Here is a 14,918-nt window from a genome sequence, read left to right on the forward strand (position 1 = left end):
ACCTGATCCATGTCGCAGGTAGAGCAATCGATCGAGGTCGACGTCCCCGTTCGCACGGCCTACAACCAGTGGACCCAGTTCGAGAGCTTCCCGGAGTTCATGGACGGCGTCGAGCGCATCGAGCAGCGCACCGACACGCTCACCCACTGGGTGACGAAGGTCGGCGGTGTGGAGCGCGAGTTCGACGCCGAGATCACCGAGCAGATCCCGGACGAGCGCGTCGCGTGGACCACGGTGGGCGGCGAGGCGAAGCAGGCGGGTGTCGTCACCTTCCACCGTCTGCAGGACACCACCACCAAGGTGATGCTGCAGATGGACTTCGACCCCGACGGCCTGGCCGAGAGCGTGGGTGACAAGCTCGGCTTCGTCAAGCGGCAGGTCGACGGTGACCTGAAGCGGTTCAAGGAGTTCATCGAGCAGCGCGGCCTGGAGACGGGCGCCTGGCGCGGCGAGGTCTGACGGCGGAGCCGGCCGGGTCGTCCGGCCGGCGTTCACCGGCACGCGAGGAGGCGGAGCGGTTCACCGCTCCGCCTCCTCGCGCCGTCCGCCCTCAGCCCGTCATCCGCCTCCGCCACGTCGGCTCGACCTGCCGCCACTCGGCCTCCCACTCGGCCAGGCGCCGCCGCTGCAGGCGCGCGCCGACGAGCCGTCCGCAGAGCAGCACCAGTCCCCCGGTGGTGACGGTGACGGTGCCGCCGGCCATGACGGTCTGGAAGGCCGCCTCCGCGCCCGCGGGCGGTGCGGCGACGAGCCGGCCCGAGGGGTCCGTCCACACGGTGACCGCGCTGCCCGCCCCGCTGCCCGGTTCGACCTCCGCGCGGCCCGTGCGGATCGTGCCGTCCGGGGCGGTCCAGCGCACCTTCGCCCACACTCCGCCGTTCCCGTCCCCGTTCTCCGTCACCGGTGCCGACGTGCCGCGTGCGGTGTCCTCCGCCAGGACGGCGGTGACGGGACGGGTGCGTTCCCGCCGGTCGGCGAGCGACGCGTCCACCGCGCCGGCCGCCGCCGCCCCGGCGGACGCGCCGAGCAGCAGCGCGAGGACGACGGTGACCAGCCGCAGCCATGCCTCGACCAGATCGCTGCGGCGGCGCAGCGGATTCCTCCGCCACCGCCACAGCCGCACCCGGCGGACCGTCGCCCCTCGCGTCCTGGCCATGGACGGTCACCTCCTCGTGCGGGTGGCGGGCCGTGCCACTCTTCCAGGGTGAACCTTCCGGCCCTCGTCCGGTACAGGTCGAAAGTCCCTTTCCGGTGCGGTGTCCCGCGCTTCCGCGGAGGCGTGGCCGAGGACGGCGGCGACGCGGCCGAGGACCGTGCGGTGCGCCGTGGCGCACGTCAGACCGTCGGGTGCACGGGGACCACCTCGTGCTGCGGCACCCCGAGGACGACCTTGAGCGCGCCGGTCTCGGCGGCGTTGCCGAAGACGTCGTACGCCTCCTGCATCCGGTCGAGCGGGAACGTGTGGGTGACCATCCGGCGGGTGGGCAGCCGGCCGGCGGCCGCCATCCGCAGCAGGGTGGGCGTGGAGTGGGTGTCGACCAGTCCGGTGGTGATGGTGACGTTCCTGATCCACAGGTCTTCCAGGTGCAGCGTGGCGGGCGCGGCGTGCACACCGACGTTGGCGATGTGTCCGCCGGGACGCACCATGCGGGTGCACAGTTCGAAGGTCTCCGGGACGCCCACCGCCTCGATGGCCACGTCCGCGCCGAGCCCGCCGGTGAGGTCGGCGATCAGCTGCTCGGGAGCCTCGCCCGCGTCCGCGACGGCCTCCGCGCCGAACTCCTTCGCGGCCTGCAGCCGGGCCGCCGCCAGGTCCACGGCGACGACCCGCTCCGGCGCGAACAGCCGGGCGGTCGCGATCGCGGCGAGGCCGACGGGCCCGGCGCCGACCACGACGACGGTGTCGCCGGGCCGCACCCGCCCGTTGAGCACGCCCACCTCGTAGGCGGTGGGGAAGATGTCGGCGAGCAGCACGGCGTCCTCGTCGGCGAGCGTGCCGGGCAGTTGGTACACCGACAGGTCGGCGTAGGGGACGCGGACGTACTCGGCCTGGGTGCCGTGGATGTGGTGGCCCAGGATCCAGCCCCCGCCGCCCCGGCACTGGCCGTACATGCCCTCGCGGCAGTAGCCGCAGCGCCCGCAGGCCGAGACGCAGGAGACCAGCACCCGGTCGCCGGGGCGCACGGTGCGGACGTCGCCGCCGGTCTCGACGATCTCGCCGACCGCCTCGTGGCCGAGCACGGTACCCGGGCGGACCTCCGGCACGTCGCCCTTGAGGATGTGCAGGTCCGTCCCGCAGATGGTGACGGCCTCGACGCGCACGATCGCGTCGTCGGGTTCCTTGACGGCCGGGTCGGGAACCTCCTCCCAGGCGGACTGCCCGGGACCGTGGAAGACATAGCCCTTCATGCCGATCCTCACCCTTCTCGCTGTGCGGCGGGCTTCGGCGCCGGGCGCGTCCGTGCCCGCCCGCGGCGGCGGTCCCGGCGGGTGCCGGGGCCGCCCTGCCCTTCCAGTCTGGGCGCAATGGGGCGGATCCGCTGGCGCGCGGGCCGGCCGGTGACGGCCGGCCCGCGCCGTCCCTCACGCCACCGGGCGGGCGATGCCGGTGTGCAGCAGGGGACGGGTGCGGCGGGCGGACTCGCCGAGCCGGGCGCCCAGGCGGGAGGCGGCGTCGTAGAGCCGGCGCACTGGTACGGAGTGCTCCAGGCGGGGAGCGAGGGCGGACAGGGTGATGGCGAGGGCGACGCCGAGCCAGGCGACCGGGCCGAGCGGGGTGCAGCCGAAGAAGTGGCTGACGCCGGGCGTCTGGACCAGGGCGGCGAGCACGGCGGCGGAGCCCAGGGCGGTCGCCCACACCAGAGGGCTGTGGCGGCGGCCGGAGAGGGTCTGCACGAGCTGCGCGCCGACCACGCCGCACAGGGCCATCGTGGTGGAGCGGCGCTCGGTGCCGGGGGTGAACCGGCCGATCAGATACGCCGTGACCGCGCCGAGGCAGGTCGTCACTCCCCGGCGCCGGATGGCGCGCAGCAGGGGTGCGCCGAGGACGTCGAGGCCCATCGGCCCGGTCGCGGCGGGCGCGGCCGTCGCCGGGTCGTCGCTCGGGGTCACCGCCACCGCCATGGCGGGGAACATGTCGGTGAGCAGGTTGACCAGGAGCAGTTGACGGGTCGACAGCGGGGAGGAGCCGGCGAGCAGGGTGCCCAGCACGCTGAAGCCGACCTCACCCGCGTTGCCGCCGATGAGGATGCTCACCGCGTCGGCGACGCTGCGCCACAGCGCGCGGCCCTCGCCGACGGCGTCCACCAGGACGGACAGGTCGCCGGTGGTGAGCACGAGGTCGGCGGCGTTGCGGGCGGCGGCCGAGCCGCGGGACTCGATGCCGACGCCCACGTCGGCGGCGCGGATGGCGGCGGCGTCGTTGGCGCCGTCGCCCGCCATGGCCACCACCCGGCCGGTCTGCTGCAGGGCCTCCACGACGTGGAGTTTCTGCTCGGGCGCGACCCGGGCGACGACGGCGGCGCCGTGCAGCGCGCGGACCCGCTCGCTGCGGCTCATGGCGACGAGTTCGTCGCCGGTGACGACGTCGGTCTCCTCCGGCCAGCCCAGTTGCAGGGCGATGGCCCGCGCGGTCTCCGGGTGATCGCCGGTGAGCATGACGGGCAGGATGCCGGCCCGGCGCAGTTCCGTGAGGAGTTCCTGCGAGGTGTCGCGCGGCACGTCGGCCAGCGCGATCAGCCCGGCGAACTCCAGGTCGGCGAGGTCGGCGTCGAGTTCGTCGGCGGGTTCGGAGCCGCGGCACGGGCGCCGGGCCACGGCCAGGACGCGCAGCCCCTGTCCCGCGAGGGTGTGGGCGGTGGCGGCCGCGTCGTCGGGGAGGTCCCGGCAGGCGGGCAGGACCGTCTCCGGGGCGCCCTTGACGACGAGGAGCGGACCGCCGTCCGCGTCGCCGTCCCGGCCGACGGCCGCCGCGTAGCCGCGGCTGGCCTCGAAGGCGAGTTCGCCGTCGGCCGTCCAGGCGCCGTCCGGCGGGGCGACGTCGAGGACGGCCTCGTCGGTGGCGTGGGCGACGCGGCGTCCCTCGCCGGTGTCCTCCTGCGGGCAGGCGCGGGCGGCCAGGCGGACGACGGGGACGGCCCGTTCCGCGTCCGGTGCGAGGACGGTGCCGTCGGCGGTGGCGACGCGGACCAGGCGCAGGCGGTTCTCGGTGAGGGTGCCGGTCTTGTCGAAGCAGACGGTGTCGACCCGGCCGAGTGCCTCCAGGGTGCGCGGGGTGCGGACCAGGACGCCGCGCCGGGAGAGCCGGCGCGCGGCGGCCATCTGGGCGACGGTCGCGACGAGCGGCAGGCCCTCCGGGACGGCGGCGACGGCCACGGCGACGCCTCCGCTGACGGCACGCCGTATCGGGCTGCCGCGCAGCAGGGACAGGCCGGTCACCAGTGCCCCGCCGGTCAGTGTCACCGGCAGGGCCTTGCGGGTGAGTTCCTGCAGCCGGGCCTGGACGCCGGCGGGCGGCGGGGTGCGGGCGGCGAGCGCGACGGCCCGGCCGGCCTCGGTGCGGTCGCCGGTGTCCACGACGAGTGCCTCGGCCCGGCCGGCGACGACGGTGGTGCCCTCGAAGACCATGCAGGTCCGCCGGCCGACCGGTGCTCCGGGGGTCGGGGCCAGGTCCTTGGTGACGGGCAGGGACTCGCCGGTGAGCGCCGACTCGTCGACCTCGAGGCCCTCGGCGTCGAGCAGCCGGGCGTCGGCGGGGACGACGTCGCCGGCGGCGAGGCCGATCGTGTCGCCCGGGCGCAGTCGGCTGGCGTCGACGGTGACCGTGCGGCTCGTGGAGAGCTGGCGGCGCGCCTTGGGCTGTTGCCGGGCGGCGAGCCGGGCGAGGGCGCGTTCGGCGCGCAGCCGTTGCAGGCCGCCGGCGACCGCGTTGATGTCCATGGCGCCGACGACGAGCAGGGCGTCGACGACGGAGCCGAGCAGTGCGGAGGCGACGGCGCCGGTGGCCAGCACGGGCGTGAGCGGGTCGTCGAGTTCGCGGCGCACGGCACCGGCCGCCTGCCACGTCCAGCGGACGGGTGCGGCGACGGGGGTGCGGGTGAGCCGGGCCGCCCGCTGCCGGGAGCGGTCGGCGAGCAGGGCGAGTCCCTCGGGTTCGGCGTCGGTCCGGGTGTCGCGCAGCAGGTCGCGGGCCTCGTGCGGTTCCAGGGCGTGCCAGGGCACGTGCAGGCGGGGTTCGGGCGGTGTGGCCCGGGCGACGCGCAGTGCCTCGGTCCAGCCGGTCACCAGGGCGCCGGTCGCGGCGATGTTCACGGGGGCGTGCCGGGTGAGCCGCTGCCAGAGCCGGCCGCCGGGGGTGCCGCCGCGGGCCACCAGGAGGCCCGACAGGGCGGCGCCCGCGCGGGCCATGGTCTGCGACCGGCGGCCGACGCGGCGGGCGGCCGGAATCGCCGTCAGCAGCCGCCAGACGTCGGCGAGTCCGCCGGTGGCGAGGGCGTCGGCGCCCCAGGCGGTCGCGGCGCGGTGGTCGGTGAGGGCGATCGCGACGTCCGCGGCGGGCAGTCCGCGCGCCACGTCGTCGCCGCCGCGCGCGGCCACGCGGGCGACGCCGACGACGATGTGCCCGTCGTTCTGCAGCGCCTGGACGACGTCGCCGAAGGGCAGGTCGGCGGGGGCGACCTCGTCGGCGAGCCGGGTGATGTCCTTCAGGTCGGAGCCGCCGGTGATCACCACGTGCAGCCCGGCACGGCGGGCGGCGTCGAGGACCGCTTCGGCGCAGGGGTCGACGGGGTCGTCGAACAGCGGGGGTTTGCCGTCGTGGCCGGGGGCGGGCCGGGTGTGGTTGCGCAGGGCGTCGGCGTGCAGGACGAGGGAGTCGGCGATCTCCAGTTGCCGCAGCCGTTCGGCGCTGCGGACCAGGACGCCGGACCGGGCGAGGTGGGTGCCGAGGACCGCGTCGAAGGCGGCGGGGCCGTACCGGGCGGCCTTGGGTGATCCGGCCAGGACGGCCTCGGCCGCCTCGCGGGTGTCGTGGGTGACGAGGAGGGTGGCGGCGGCGCCCGCGACGCTGCCGGTGCCGGCGTGGGCGGCGTAGGCCTGGGCGGGTGTGACCCGCAGGGGCGGGCGGGTGTCGGTGGGGCAGGGGATGCTGGTTCGCTGTTCGCGGCAGAGGTCGTCGTGCAGGGCCTCGAAGGCCGCCGCGCGGGCCGCGGCCTCGGTGAGCTGGCCGGTGCGCATCAGACCGTCGAGGACGAGGGCCACCGGGGACTGTCCGGCGCCGTGTGCGGCGGCGTTGGCGGCGGCGAGGAGCAGTTCCATGCCGCTCCTGCCGAACCGCTGCCGCAGCAGCGCCCGGAAGCGGGGGTTCTCGCGCAGCAGGGTGACGGCGGCGGTGACCGCCTTGGGGCTGCGGGGCAGCCGCAGCGACCGGGCGGTCAGGGCGCCGGCCGCGCCCGCGGCGTCCAGGGCCAGCGCGGCGGCGGCGACGCGTACCTCGCGGGGGTCGCCGGGGTGGGCGGTCCCGGACGCCTCGTCCGGGCCTGCGTCCTCGGTGAGTCCGAGGCGGGCGGCGAGCGCGACGGCGTGTTCGGTGACGCGGTCGCCGACGGCGTCCGTCACGGCGGTCACCACAAGGCGGGACAGTCCGTCGTCCCAGTACGCCGTCAGGACGTCCGGGTGGTCGAGCAGTTCGGCGGCGGCCCTGCGGGCGAGTGGCGCGACGGCGCCGTCCGGGTGCCGCAGGGCGAGGTGGACGCGCGGCCCGGCCCGCCAGTGGCGGGCGCCCCCCCGGGGGGCGCCCCCGGCCGAGGGCGTTGCGGGCGACGTGGCCGAGGCGGCGCGTCGTGTCGTGGACGGACGTCATCCCCTGGGCGGTGCCGCGCGCGGCGCCCGCGGCGGCTCCCGCCACGGCTCCCGCGAGGGGAGCGACGTCGAAGCGAATGTACATGTGCGGCGTCCCGTTGCTCGTGGCTCAGCCGGAGTGGCGGCCGTTGCCCGGCCGGCCCGGTGTGCCGTTCCGGTCCGGGTGGTCGCCGTGGTGGGCGGTGGCCTCGGCGACCTGCTTGAGGGCCGATGCGGTGGCGGTGTCGCCCACTTTGGCGGGCTGTTCGTGCACCGCGTGTACGACGTGTTCGGCGTGTTCGGGCCGGTGGCGGGAGGGGGTGAGCCGGTCGCCGGGGCCCGCGGGTGGCGGGGTGTCGGAGGCGCGGTCGTTCCGGTGGCCGTCACCGGTCGGGGTGGCGGGCCGCCCGTCGGCGTCGGCCGGCTGCCGGGTGCCGGGGTCGCCGTGCGGGTGTTCGGGGCGGGGGCGGGTGAGCCAGGCGACGGCCGCGCCGGTGAGCGCCACCGGCCATTCGACGACGCCGGCCACTCCGAGCACCCCGGCTCCGGTGTAGACGGCGATGCGGCGTCCGCGCGGGGAGACCGCTCCGATCGCGTCGAGGGCCCCGCCAGCGACCCGGCCCACCTGCTCGGCGCCCGGTACGTGCCGCAGTCCGGAGGCGACGGCCCGCAAGGGCTGCGGAAGATCCTGCGAACGGGGCGTGTGCTGGTCCATGACGACCTCCACGAGCGCATCCCTGAGGGGGCACTCATCGTTTTCCCTGCCTTTTGCCCCATATTCAGCCGTGACCGGCCCGAGCGCTTTTCTTGTACGCCCGAGCCGGTCGCGGCGTCGTGGAGGCCGGGCGCCGTCCGGTCCGGCCGGGACCGGACGGCGGCTGTCCCGGCGGGGTCAGGCGGTGCCGAGCGCGCCGCGCAGGACGCCGATCGCCTGGGTGATGGCGGCCTCGGCGGCGTGCGTCTCGCGCAGCGCGTTGAGCATCACGAAGTCGTGGATGATGCCCTGGTAGCGGACGGCGGTGACGGGCACGCCGGCCTGGCGGAGCTTGTCGGCGTAGGCCTCGCCCTCGTCGCGCAGCACGTCGGCCTCGCCGGTGACGACGAGGGCCGGCGGCAGTCCGGCGAGCTGCTCGGTGGTGGCGCGCAGCGGCGAGGCGGTGATCTCGGCGCGCTGCGCCTCGTCGGTCGTGTACTGGTCCCAGAACCACTGCATGGCGTCGCGGCGCAGGAAGTAGCCCTCGGCGAACCGGTGGTAGGAGCCGGTGTCGAAGTTCGCGTCGGTGACCGGGTAGAAGAGCACCTGCTGCACGAGCGGGACGTCGCCGCGTTCCTTGGCCATCAGGGTGAGCGCGGCGGTCATGTTGCCGCCGACGGAGTCGCCCGCCACGGCGATCCGGGTGGCGTCGAGGTCCTTGGCCGCGCCGTCGGTGACGATCCAGCGGGCGACGGCGTAGTTCTGCTCGATGGCGACCGGGTAGCGCGTCTCGGGCGAGAGGTCGTACTCGGGGAAGACGACTGCCGCGCGGGTGCCGACGGCGAGTTCGCGGACGAGGCGGTCGTGGGTGTGGGCGTTGCCGAAGACCCAGCCGGCGCCGTGGATGTAGAGGACGACGGGGAGCGGTCCGGCGGCGCCTGCGGGGCGGACGATCCGTGCCCGGACGCTGCCGGTGGGCCCGCCCTGGACGGTGACCCACTCCTCGTCGACGGCGGGCAGGGCGATGTCGCCGGACTGCACCTCGTCGACGGCCTTGCGGCCCTCCACGGGGCCGAGGTCGAAGAGGTACGGCGGGTTGGCGGTGGCCTCGGCGAAGGCCTGGGCGGCGGGCTCGAGGACGGGACGGTGGGCGGTGGTGCCGGTCATGACGTACTCCTCGGATCGGGTGTGCCGCCGCCGGACCCCTGACCGGAGTCCGTCGGGGTCGGCGGCACACCCTGAAAGTAGCGCACGACTAGGTCGCACGCAACTGATTCGCACTCGACTTATTCGCCTACCACTCGTTCGGACGCAACTTGTTCGCTCGCGATACGATCGACGGGGACGACGACAGCGAAACGGGTGATCGGATGGACAGCACCACGGACGCGAGCCGGGCCACGCCGCCGGCCGAGCGGTCCCTGCTCCTGGACGACCAGCTCTGCTTCGCGCTGTACGCGGCCTCCCGCGCGGTCACCGCCCGGTACCGGCCGCTGCTGGACGAACTGGGCCTGACCTACCCGCAGTACCTCGTCCTGCTGGTGCTCTGGGAGCGGGACTCGATCTCCGTACGGGAGCTGGGCGCCGCACTCCAGCTCGAGTCCAGCACCCTCTCCCCGCTGCTGAAGCGCCTGGAGGCGGGCGGGCTGCTGCGCCGCGAACGCCGCAGCGACGACGAGCGTTCGGTCGCCATCCGCCTCACCGAGGAGGGCGCCGCGCTCCGCGAACGCGCCCGCGCGGTGCCGGTGGCCATCGGCGACGCCATGGGCCTCACCCCGGAGCAGGACGCCACGGCCAAACACCTGCTGCGCCTGCTGGTCGCCAACGTCGCGGACCGCTGAACCGGACCGCGTCCACGCCTTTCGTCCGCGTCCGTGTCGGAACGGACGCGCCGGGTACTAGGTGCTGGCAACAGGCACCAGGGCCCGCGCGCGGCGGGCCGGAGAGCGGGCGGCGGCCGCACGGCCGCCCGGTCGGCGAAAGGAGCGGTCATGACGGAGAACGGCGAGGACGCCACGCTCGTACGGCGCCCGGGAAGCCCCGACCTCCGTCTGGCCCCGGACGCCGTGGGACAGGCACCGCCACCGGACGCACGGCGCGAGGCCCCGGCCGAGGAGGACGAACCGCACCTGCCCCGCGACCGCAACCAGGCCATCCTGGAGGCGGCCAAGCAGGTCGGCGCGGTGCTCAAGCGCGGCGGGCACCCCTTCGCCCTGGCCGGCAGCGTCGCCGTGTACGCCCACGGCGGCAGCGGCAACCTCCAGCACGACGTCGACTTCTGCGTCCGCCGCGAGGACGCGGAGGACGTGGCCGCCACGCTCCGCGAGGCCGGCCTGACCGTCTACGCGCCGCCGGAGGACTGGCTGATCAAGGCCACCTGCTTCGGCCAGGACGTCGACCTCATCTTCGAACTGGCGCACCGGCCCGTCTCCACCGGGATGCTCGACCGGGCGCAGGAACTCCCGGTCGAGTCGGTGCGCATGCCGGTCCTGGCGCCCACCGACCTGCTGTCCGGGCTGATCTGCGCCTTCTCCGAGCACCACTGCGACTTCGGCGCGGTCCTGCCCATCGCCCGCGCCCTGCGCGAGAAGGTCGACTGGGACCGGGTGCGGCGCGACTGCGGTGACGAACCCATGCCCGCCGCCTTCTTCTTCCTGCTGGAACGCCTGAACGTCATCTGAAGGTCCGCGGAAGGGAACGCCCATGAACACCCACGAGTCCGGATCCGCCCGCGGCACACCGGCCGGGCGGACCACGGAGTACCGCGTCGCCCACCTCCAGGACCGGCTCGCCGCCGGCGAGCTCGGCGAACTCGGTGTGCGGGTCGAGGTCCGCGGCGGGGCCGTACTGGTCACCGGGACCGTCCCGTCGGCCGGCTGCCGCGACGAGGTCCTGAGCACCGTGCGCGAGGAACTCGCCGGGCTCGACGTGCACGGCGACCTCGTGATCAGCGAGCCCTCGTCGCCCGACCACGCGGAGGAGCTGTCATGATCCGGATCGCCGCCGTCGGTGACATCCACATGGGACCCGACACCCGGGGCGTGCTCCGTCCCGCGTTCGACACCCTGCACGAGTGCGCCGACCTCCTGCTGCTGGCCGGTGACCTGACCCGGCACGGCACCGTCGAGGAGGCGCGGGTGGTGGCCGACGAGATCCGGGACCTGGCCGTGCCGGTCGTCGCGGTGCTCGGCAACCACGACCACCACGACGACCGGCAGGACGAGGTCACGGCCGTCCTGCGGGACGCCGGCGCCCGGGTGCTGGAGGGCGAGTCGACGGTGGTGCGCGCCGGGGACGCGCGCGTCGGGGTGGCCGGCACCAAGGGCTTCGGCGGCGGGTTCGTGGGAGCGAGCGCCGGGGAGTTCGGCGAGCCGGTGATGAAGGAGTTCGTCCGGGTCTCCCGCCACTGCGCCGACGGCCTGCGCACCGCCCTGGAACGGCTGGACGAGGACGGCTGCGACGTACGGATCGCGCTCACCCACTACTCCCCCGTGCCGGAGACGCTGGCCGGGGAACCGCTGGAGATCTACCCGTTCCTCGGCAGTTATCTGCTGGCCGAGGCGATCGACACGGCCGGGGCCGACCTCGCCGTGCACGGGCACGCGCACGCCGGCAGCGAGCACGGCATGACCACCGGAGGCGTGCGGGTCCGCAACGTCGCGCAGCCGGTCATCGGCCGCGCCTTCCACGTCTACCACCTCCCGGTCCGGCACCCGGCGGGCACGCGCTCCGGCGCGGAGGCCGTGACCGGCTGAGCCCGCCCACCACCCCGCTCCTCACGGCGCCGTCGGTACCTCTACCGGCGGCGCCGCCGTACGTCCGGATCCGGCGCGGCGTACCGCCTCTTGTGTGAACACCCCGCACGGCACACCCCTTACGGGCATTTTGTCTGCTTAGCATTCAGGCTCCGCGTCCCTGGGCCGACCTCGCCACGCACCGGCCCGGGACGCGGACCGCGCTCACCCCTCCCGCCCGCCGTCGGCCCCTGCCCGCGACCGGGCCGGACCCGTACGAGAGGACACCCGATGGCGCTGTCGGGCCGTTTCGGACCGCCGTCCCAGCTCGCCTCGACCCCGCACGACGCCGAACTGCGCACCGCCGCCCGGCATCTGGCGCGCCGTCGGTTCCTGACCGTCACCGCCGCTGCCGCCGCCCTGGCCTTCACCACCAACCTGCCCGCGCACGGCGCCTTCGCCGCGCCCCGGCTCGACGCGGCGCGCATCACCCGGGACCCGTTCACGCTCGGTGTCGCCTCCGGGGACCCGCTGCCCGACTCGGTGCTGATCTGGACCCGGCTGGCCCCGGCGCCCTTCGAACCGGACGGCGGGCTGGGACAGGAGCGCGTGGAGGTCTCCTGGGAGGTGGCGCTCGACGAGTCCTTCGCCCTGGTGGTGGCTCAGGGCACCGCCACGGCCCACCCCGAGTACGCGCACAGCGTCCGCGTCGACGTCAAGGGCCTGGACCCGGACAGCCACTACCACTACCGCTTCCGCACCGGCACCTGGATCAGCCCCGCCGGCCGCACCCGCACCGCTCCCGCGGCCGGCGAGGACACCGCGAGCCTGAGACTCGCGGCGGTGGCCTGCCAGGCGTACCACGACGGCTACTACACCGCGCACGGGCACCTCGCGCGGGAGGACGTCGACGTGGTGTTCCACCTCGGCGACTACCTCTACGAGTACGCCGTCGACTCGGCGGGCGGCGCCCGCGGGTACACCGACGTCGTCCTGCCGTCCGTGTTCAACCGCGAGACGACGACCCTCGCCGACTACCGGATGCGCTACGCGCTCTACAAGAGCGACCCCGATCTGCGCGCCGCGCACGCCGCCCACCCGTTCGTCGTCACCTGGGACGACCACGAGACCGAGAACAACTACGCGGGCGCCGTCGACGAGAACGGCAGCGACCCCGCGCAGTTCCTCGCCCGCCGCGCCGCCGCCTACCGCGCCTACTGGGAGAACCAGCCGCTGCGCGCCGACCAGCTGCCCGAGGGCCCCGACGCGCAGCTGTACCGCCGGCTGCGCTGGGGCACGCTCGCCCAGTTCGACATCCTCGACACCCGCCAGTACCGCGACGACCAGGCCTACGGCGACGGCACGCACGTGCCCGGCCCGGAGACGGACGACCCGGCGCGCACCCTGACCGGCAGCGCCCAGGAGCGCTGGCTGCTCGACGGGTGGGGCGCGTCGACGGCACTGTGGAACGTGATGCCCCAGCAGGTGTGCTTCTCCCAGCGCAAGATGGACCTCAATGCCGAGGCCAGGGTGTCCATGGACGCCTGGGACGGCTACCGCGCCAACCGCGGCCGGCTCGTCGCGGGCGCGAAGGCCGCCGGCGTCGACAACTGGCTGGTCCTCACCGGCGACGTGCACGTCGGGTACGCCTTCGACATCAAGGACGACTTCGACGACCCGGACTCCGCCACCCTCGGCACGGAACTGACGTGCACCTCGGTCGCCAGCGGCCGGAACGGGGCGCAGCGGCCGGCCAACTGGGACACCTACATGCGGGCCAATCCGCACCTGCGGTTCTACGACGGCCGGCGCGGTTACGTCCGGGTCGAACTGGGCCGGGAGAACGCCCGGGCGGACTTCCGGATCGTGCCGGCGGTGACGACGCCCGGTGCTCCCGTCTCCACGGCGGCCTCCTTCGTCACCGAGGTCGGCTCGCCCGGACTGCAACCCGTCTGACGGACACCGGGACACCCGCGCGTACTGCACTTGGCGCCCGTCGGTGTCACCAAAGCGCGAATTACGGGGTGCCGTGGCATCGTGCCGGTCACCGCGGGCAAGGCCTAAGGCTCCTCGTCGGCTTCACCTCCCCCACGAAGGAGACCCACCGCATGCTCCACAGACATGCCCGCACCGCGCGCCGGTCGGCCCTCACGGCGCTCGGCGCACTCGTCCTCGCCGGACTGCCCGCCGCCGCGTCCGCCGACCCGGCGCCCGCGGCGGGACCGGCGCCGAGCGCCGCCCAGACCCTCGGCGCCGACCGTCCGTCGCCCCATCTGCTCGGCGCGCTCCAGCGGGACCTGGGCCTGAACGCGCAGCAGGCCTCCGAGCGGCTGGTCAACGAGGCGGAGGCGGGTACGCGCGCGGGCCGGCTGCGCAATGCCCTGGGCGAGAGGTTCGCCGGGGCCTGGGTGCGCGGCGAGACCTCCAAGGAACTCACGGTCGCGACCACCGACACCAAGGACGTGGCGGCCATCGAGGCGCAGGGCGCCCGCGCCACGGTGGTGGAACGGACCCTCGCCGACCTCCGGGCGGCCAAGCAGAAGCTGGACGCGGCGGCCGGCCGCGTCGGCACCCTCGAAACGCCGGTCTGGTACATCGACGTGCCGAAGAACCGGATCATGGTGCAGGCCACCAGTCAGGCGGCCGGCACCGCCTTCGTCGAGGCCGCGGGGCTCGCGGGCGAGGACATCGGCATCAGCATGACGACGCTGCGGCCGCGCCTGCTGCAGGACATCACCGGCGGCGACGCCTTCTACATCGACGGCTCCGCGCGCTGCTCCGTCGGCTTCTCCGTCACCAAGGGCGAGCAGGCGGGCTTCGTCACCGCCGGCCACTGCGGCCGGCGCGGCGCGACCACCACCGGCTACGACCGCACCGCGCAGGGCACCTTCCAGGCGTCCACCTTCCCCGCCAAGGACATGGCGTGGGTGGCCACCAACGACCAGTGGACGCCGACGCCCGACGTCAAGGCGCAGGACGGCCAGGAGGTGCAGGTCACCGGTTCGGCGCAGGCGCTCGTCGGGGCGTCGGTGTGCCGTTCCGGTTCCACCACCGGATGGCGCTGCGGGACCGTCGAGCAGCACGACGCGACCGTCAGCTACCCGGAGGGCAGGGTCGACGGGCTGACCCGGACGACGGTCTGCGCCGAACCGGGCGACTCGGGCGGGCCGTTCGTGGCGGGCGCGCAGGCGCAGGGCGTCACCTCGGGTGGCTCCGGCGACTGCACCAGCGGCGGCACGACGTACTACCAGCCGGTCAACCCGATGCTCGCGGACTTCGGGCTCACTCTGACCACCGCCACCGCGCAGACGACGCCGGAGCAGCAGGAGGACGGCGCGCAGGCGTGGACGGCCGGCCGGGTCTACGAGGCCGGGACCACGGTGACCCGCGACGGCGTGCGCTACCAGTGCCTGCAGACGCACCAGGCGCAGGGCGCGTGGGCGCCCGCCGGCACACCGGCGCTGTGGCAGCGGCTGTGACGGTCTGACCGGTACGGCGCCGACGGCGGCCCGCGAGGGCCGTGGTCGGCGCCGTACCCGTGTCCTGGCGGCCCGGGTCACTCCTGCGCGAGCAGGGCGTAGGCGGTCGCCAGGAACGGGTCGCGGGCGCGGAAGCGGCGGGGGGGGGGGGGGGGGCGGGGGGGGCCGGGGGCC

Annotated in this window: 12 protein-coding genes; 7 read left to right on the forward strand and 5 right to left on the reverse strand. The window is 75.2% G+C overall.

Annotation, left to right across the window (positions count from 1 at the left end):
* The first annotated feature begins 9 nt into the window (after window positions 1-9).
* Complete coding sequence (locus FGW31_RS01890) at window positions 10-459, forward strand: SRPBCC family protein (protein WP_142191518.1); 450 nt, start codon at window positions 10-12, stop codon at window positions 457-459.
* Window positions 460-550: 91 nt separating this feature from the next.
* On the opposite strand, the gene FGW31_RS01895 is transcribed toward FGW31_RS01890, so the two are convergent.
* The 5 genes from FGW31_RS01895 to FGW31_RS01915 form a co-directional block, all read right to left on the reverse strand.
* On the reverse strand, window positions 551-1,156 hold the full coding sequence (locus FGW31_RS01895; RefSeq protein WP_142191519.1) for an Rv1733c family protein: 606 nt from the start codon (window positions 1,154-1,156) through the stop codon (window positions 551-553).
* A 179-nt stretch (window positions 1,157-1,335) separates the two neighbouring features.
* On the reverse strand, window positions 1,336-2,409 hold the full coding sequence (locus FGW31_RS01900; RefSeq protein WP_142191520.1) for an alcohol dehydrogenase catalytic domain-containing protein: 1,074 nt from the start codon (window positions 2,407-2,409) through the stop codon (window positions 1,336-1,338).
* A gap of 174 nt (window positions 2,410-2,583) precedes the next feature.
* Window positions 2,584-6,615, reverse strand: a complete 4,032-nt coding sequence (locus tag FGW31_RS01905) for a cation-translocating P-type ATPase (protein WP_411757112.1) — start codon at window positions 6,613-6,615, stop codon at window positions 2,584-2,586.
* Window positions 6,616-6,967: 352 nt separating this feature from the next.
* Window positions 6,968-7,552, reverse strand: a complete 585-nt coding sequence (locus FGW31_RS34875; protein WP_167529981.1) for a hypothetical protein — start codon at window positions 7,550-7,552, stop codon at window positions 6,968-6,970.
* Window positions 7,553-7,729: 177 nt separating this feature from the next.
* Entirely contained in the window at window positions 7,730-8,698 is a 969-nt protein-coding gene (locus tag FGW31_RS01915; RefSeq protein WP_142191522.1) for an alpha/beta hydrolase, read from the reverse strand.
* A 203-nt stretch (window positions 8,699-8,901) separates the two neighbouring features.
* Between FGW31_RS01915 and FGW31_RS01920 the strand changes: the two genes are divergently transcribed.
* The 6 genes from FGW31_RS01920 (at window position 8,902) to FGW31_RS01945 (ending at window position 14,744) form a co-directional block, all read left to right on the forward strand.
* Window positions 8,902-9,372: a MarR family winged helix-turn-helix transcriptional regulator gene (locus FGW31_RS01920; protein WP_182675313.1), complete on the forward strand. Its 471-nt coding sequence runs from the start codon at window positions 8,902-8,904 to the stop codon at window positions 9,370-9,372.
* A gap of 150 nt (window positions 9,373-9,522) precedes the next feature.
* Window positions 9,523-10,212: a nucleotidyltransferase family protein gene (locus FGW31_RS01925; RefSeq protein WP_142191523.1), complete on the forward strand. Its 690-nt coding sequence runs from the start codon at window positions 9,523-9,525 to the stop codon at window positions 10,210-10,212.
* A gap of 22 nt (window positions 10,213-10,234) precedes the next feature.
* A complete protein-coding gene (locus FGW31_RS01930) occupies window positions 10,235-10,522 on the forward strand; it encodes a BON domain-containing protein (protein WP_142191524.1) in 288 nt (95 codons plus the stop codon).
* Window positions 10,519-11,286 (forward strand): metallophosphoesterase family protein, encoded by a 768-nt coding sequence (locus tag FGW31_RS01935; RefSeq protein ID WP_142191525.1) that lies wholly within the window; start codon window positions 10,519-10,521, stop codon window positions 11,284-11,286. The genes FGW31_RS01930 and FGW31_RS01935 overlap by 4 nt, the downstream gene beginning before the upstream one ends.
* Before the next feature lie 270 nt (window positions 11,287-11,556).
* The gene (locus tag FGW31_RS01940) at window positions 11,557-13,221 is read left to right on the forward strand and encodes an alkaline phosphatase D family protein (protein ID WP_142191526.1); all 1,665 of its coding nucleotides are present in this window, start codon (window positions 11,557-11,559) and stop codon (window positions 13,219-13,221) included.
* A gap of 152 nt (window positions 13,222-13,373) precedes the next feature.
* A complete protein-coding gene (locus FGW31_RS01945) occupies window positions 13,374-14,744 on the forward strand; it encodes a trypsin-like serine protease (RefSeq protein ID WP_142191527.1) in 1,371 nt (456 codons plus the stop codon).
* Window positions 14,745-14,918: the final 174 nt, after the last annotated feature.

This window comes from Streptomyces calvus, from assembly GCF_006782915.1.
Classification (GTDB): Bacteria; Actinomycetota; Actinomycetes; order Streptomycetales; family Streptomycetaceae; genus Streptomyces; species Streptomyces calvus.

What these genes read in the sequence shown, in the direction of transcription:
- FGW31_RS01890 (WP_142191518.1), top strand. Translation starts at nt 10, where the DNA reads ATGTCGCAGGTAGAGCAATCGATCGAGGTCGACGTCCCCGTTCGCACG.
- FGW31_RS01895 (WP_142191519.1), bottom strand. Translation starts at nt 1,156, where the DNA reads ATGGCCAGGACGCGAGGGGCGACGGTCCGCCGGGTGCGGCTGTGGCGG.
- FGW31_RS01900 (WP_142191520.1), bottom strand. Translation starts at nt 2,409, where the DNA reads ATGAAGGGCTATGTCTTCCACGGTCCCGGGCAGTCCGCCTGGGAGGAG.
- FGW31_RS34875 (WP_167529981.1), bottom strand. Translation starts at nt 7,552, where the DNA reads ATGGACCAGCACACGCCCCGTTCGCAGGATCTTCCGCAGCCCTTGCGG.
- FGW31_RS01915 (WP_142191522.1), bottom strand. Translation starts at nt 8,698, where the DNA reads ATGACCGGCACCACCGCCCACCGTCCCGTCCTCGAGCCCGCCGCCCAG.
- FGW31_RS01920 (WP_182675313.1), top strand. Translation starts at nt 8,902, where the DNA reads ATGGACAGCACCACGGACGCGAGCCGGGCCACGCCGCCGGCCGAGCGG.
- FGW31_RS01925 (WP_142191523.1), top strand. Translation starts at nt 9,523, where the DNA reads ATGACGGAGAACGGCGAGGACGCCACGCTCGTACGGCGCCCGGGAAGC.
- FGW31_RS01930 (WP_142191524.1), top strand. Translation starts at nt 10,235, where the DNA reads ATGAACACCCACGAGTCCGGATCCGCCCGCGGCACACCGGCCGGGCGG.
- FGW31_RS01935 (WP_142191525.1), top strand. Translation starts at nt 10,519, where the DNA reads ATGATCCGGATCGCCGCCGTCGGTGACATCCACATGGGACCCGACACC.
- FGW31_RS01940 (WP_142191526.1), top strand. Translation starts at nt 11,557, where the DNA reads ATGGCGCTGTCGGGCCGTTTCGGACCGCCGTCCCAGCTCGCCTCGACC.
- FGW31_RS01945 (WP_142191527.1), top strand. Translation starts at nt 13,374, where the DNA reads ATGCTCCACAGACATGCCCGCACCGCGCGCCGGTCGGCCCTCACGGCG.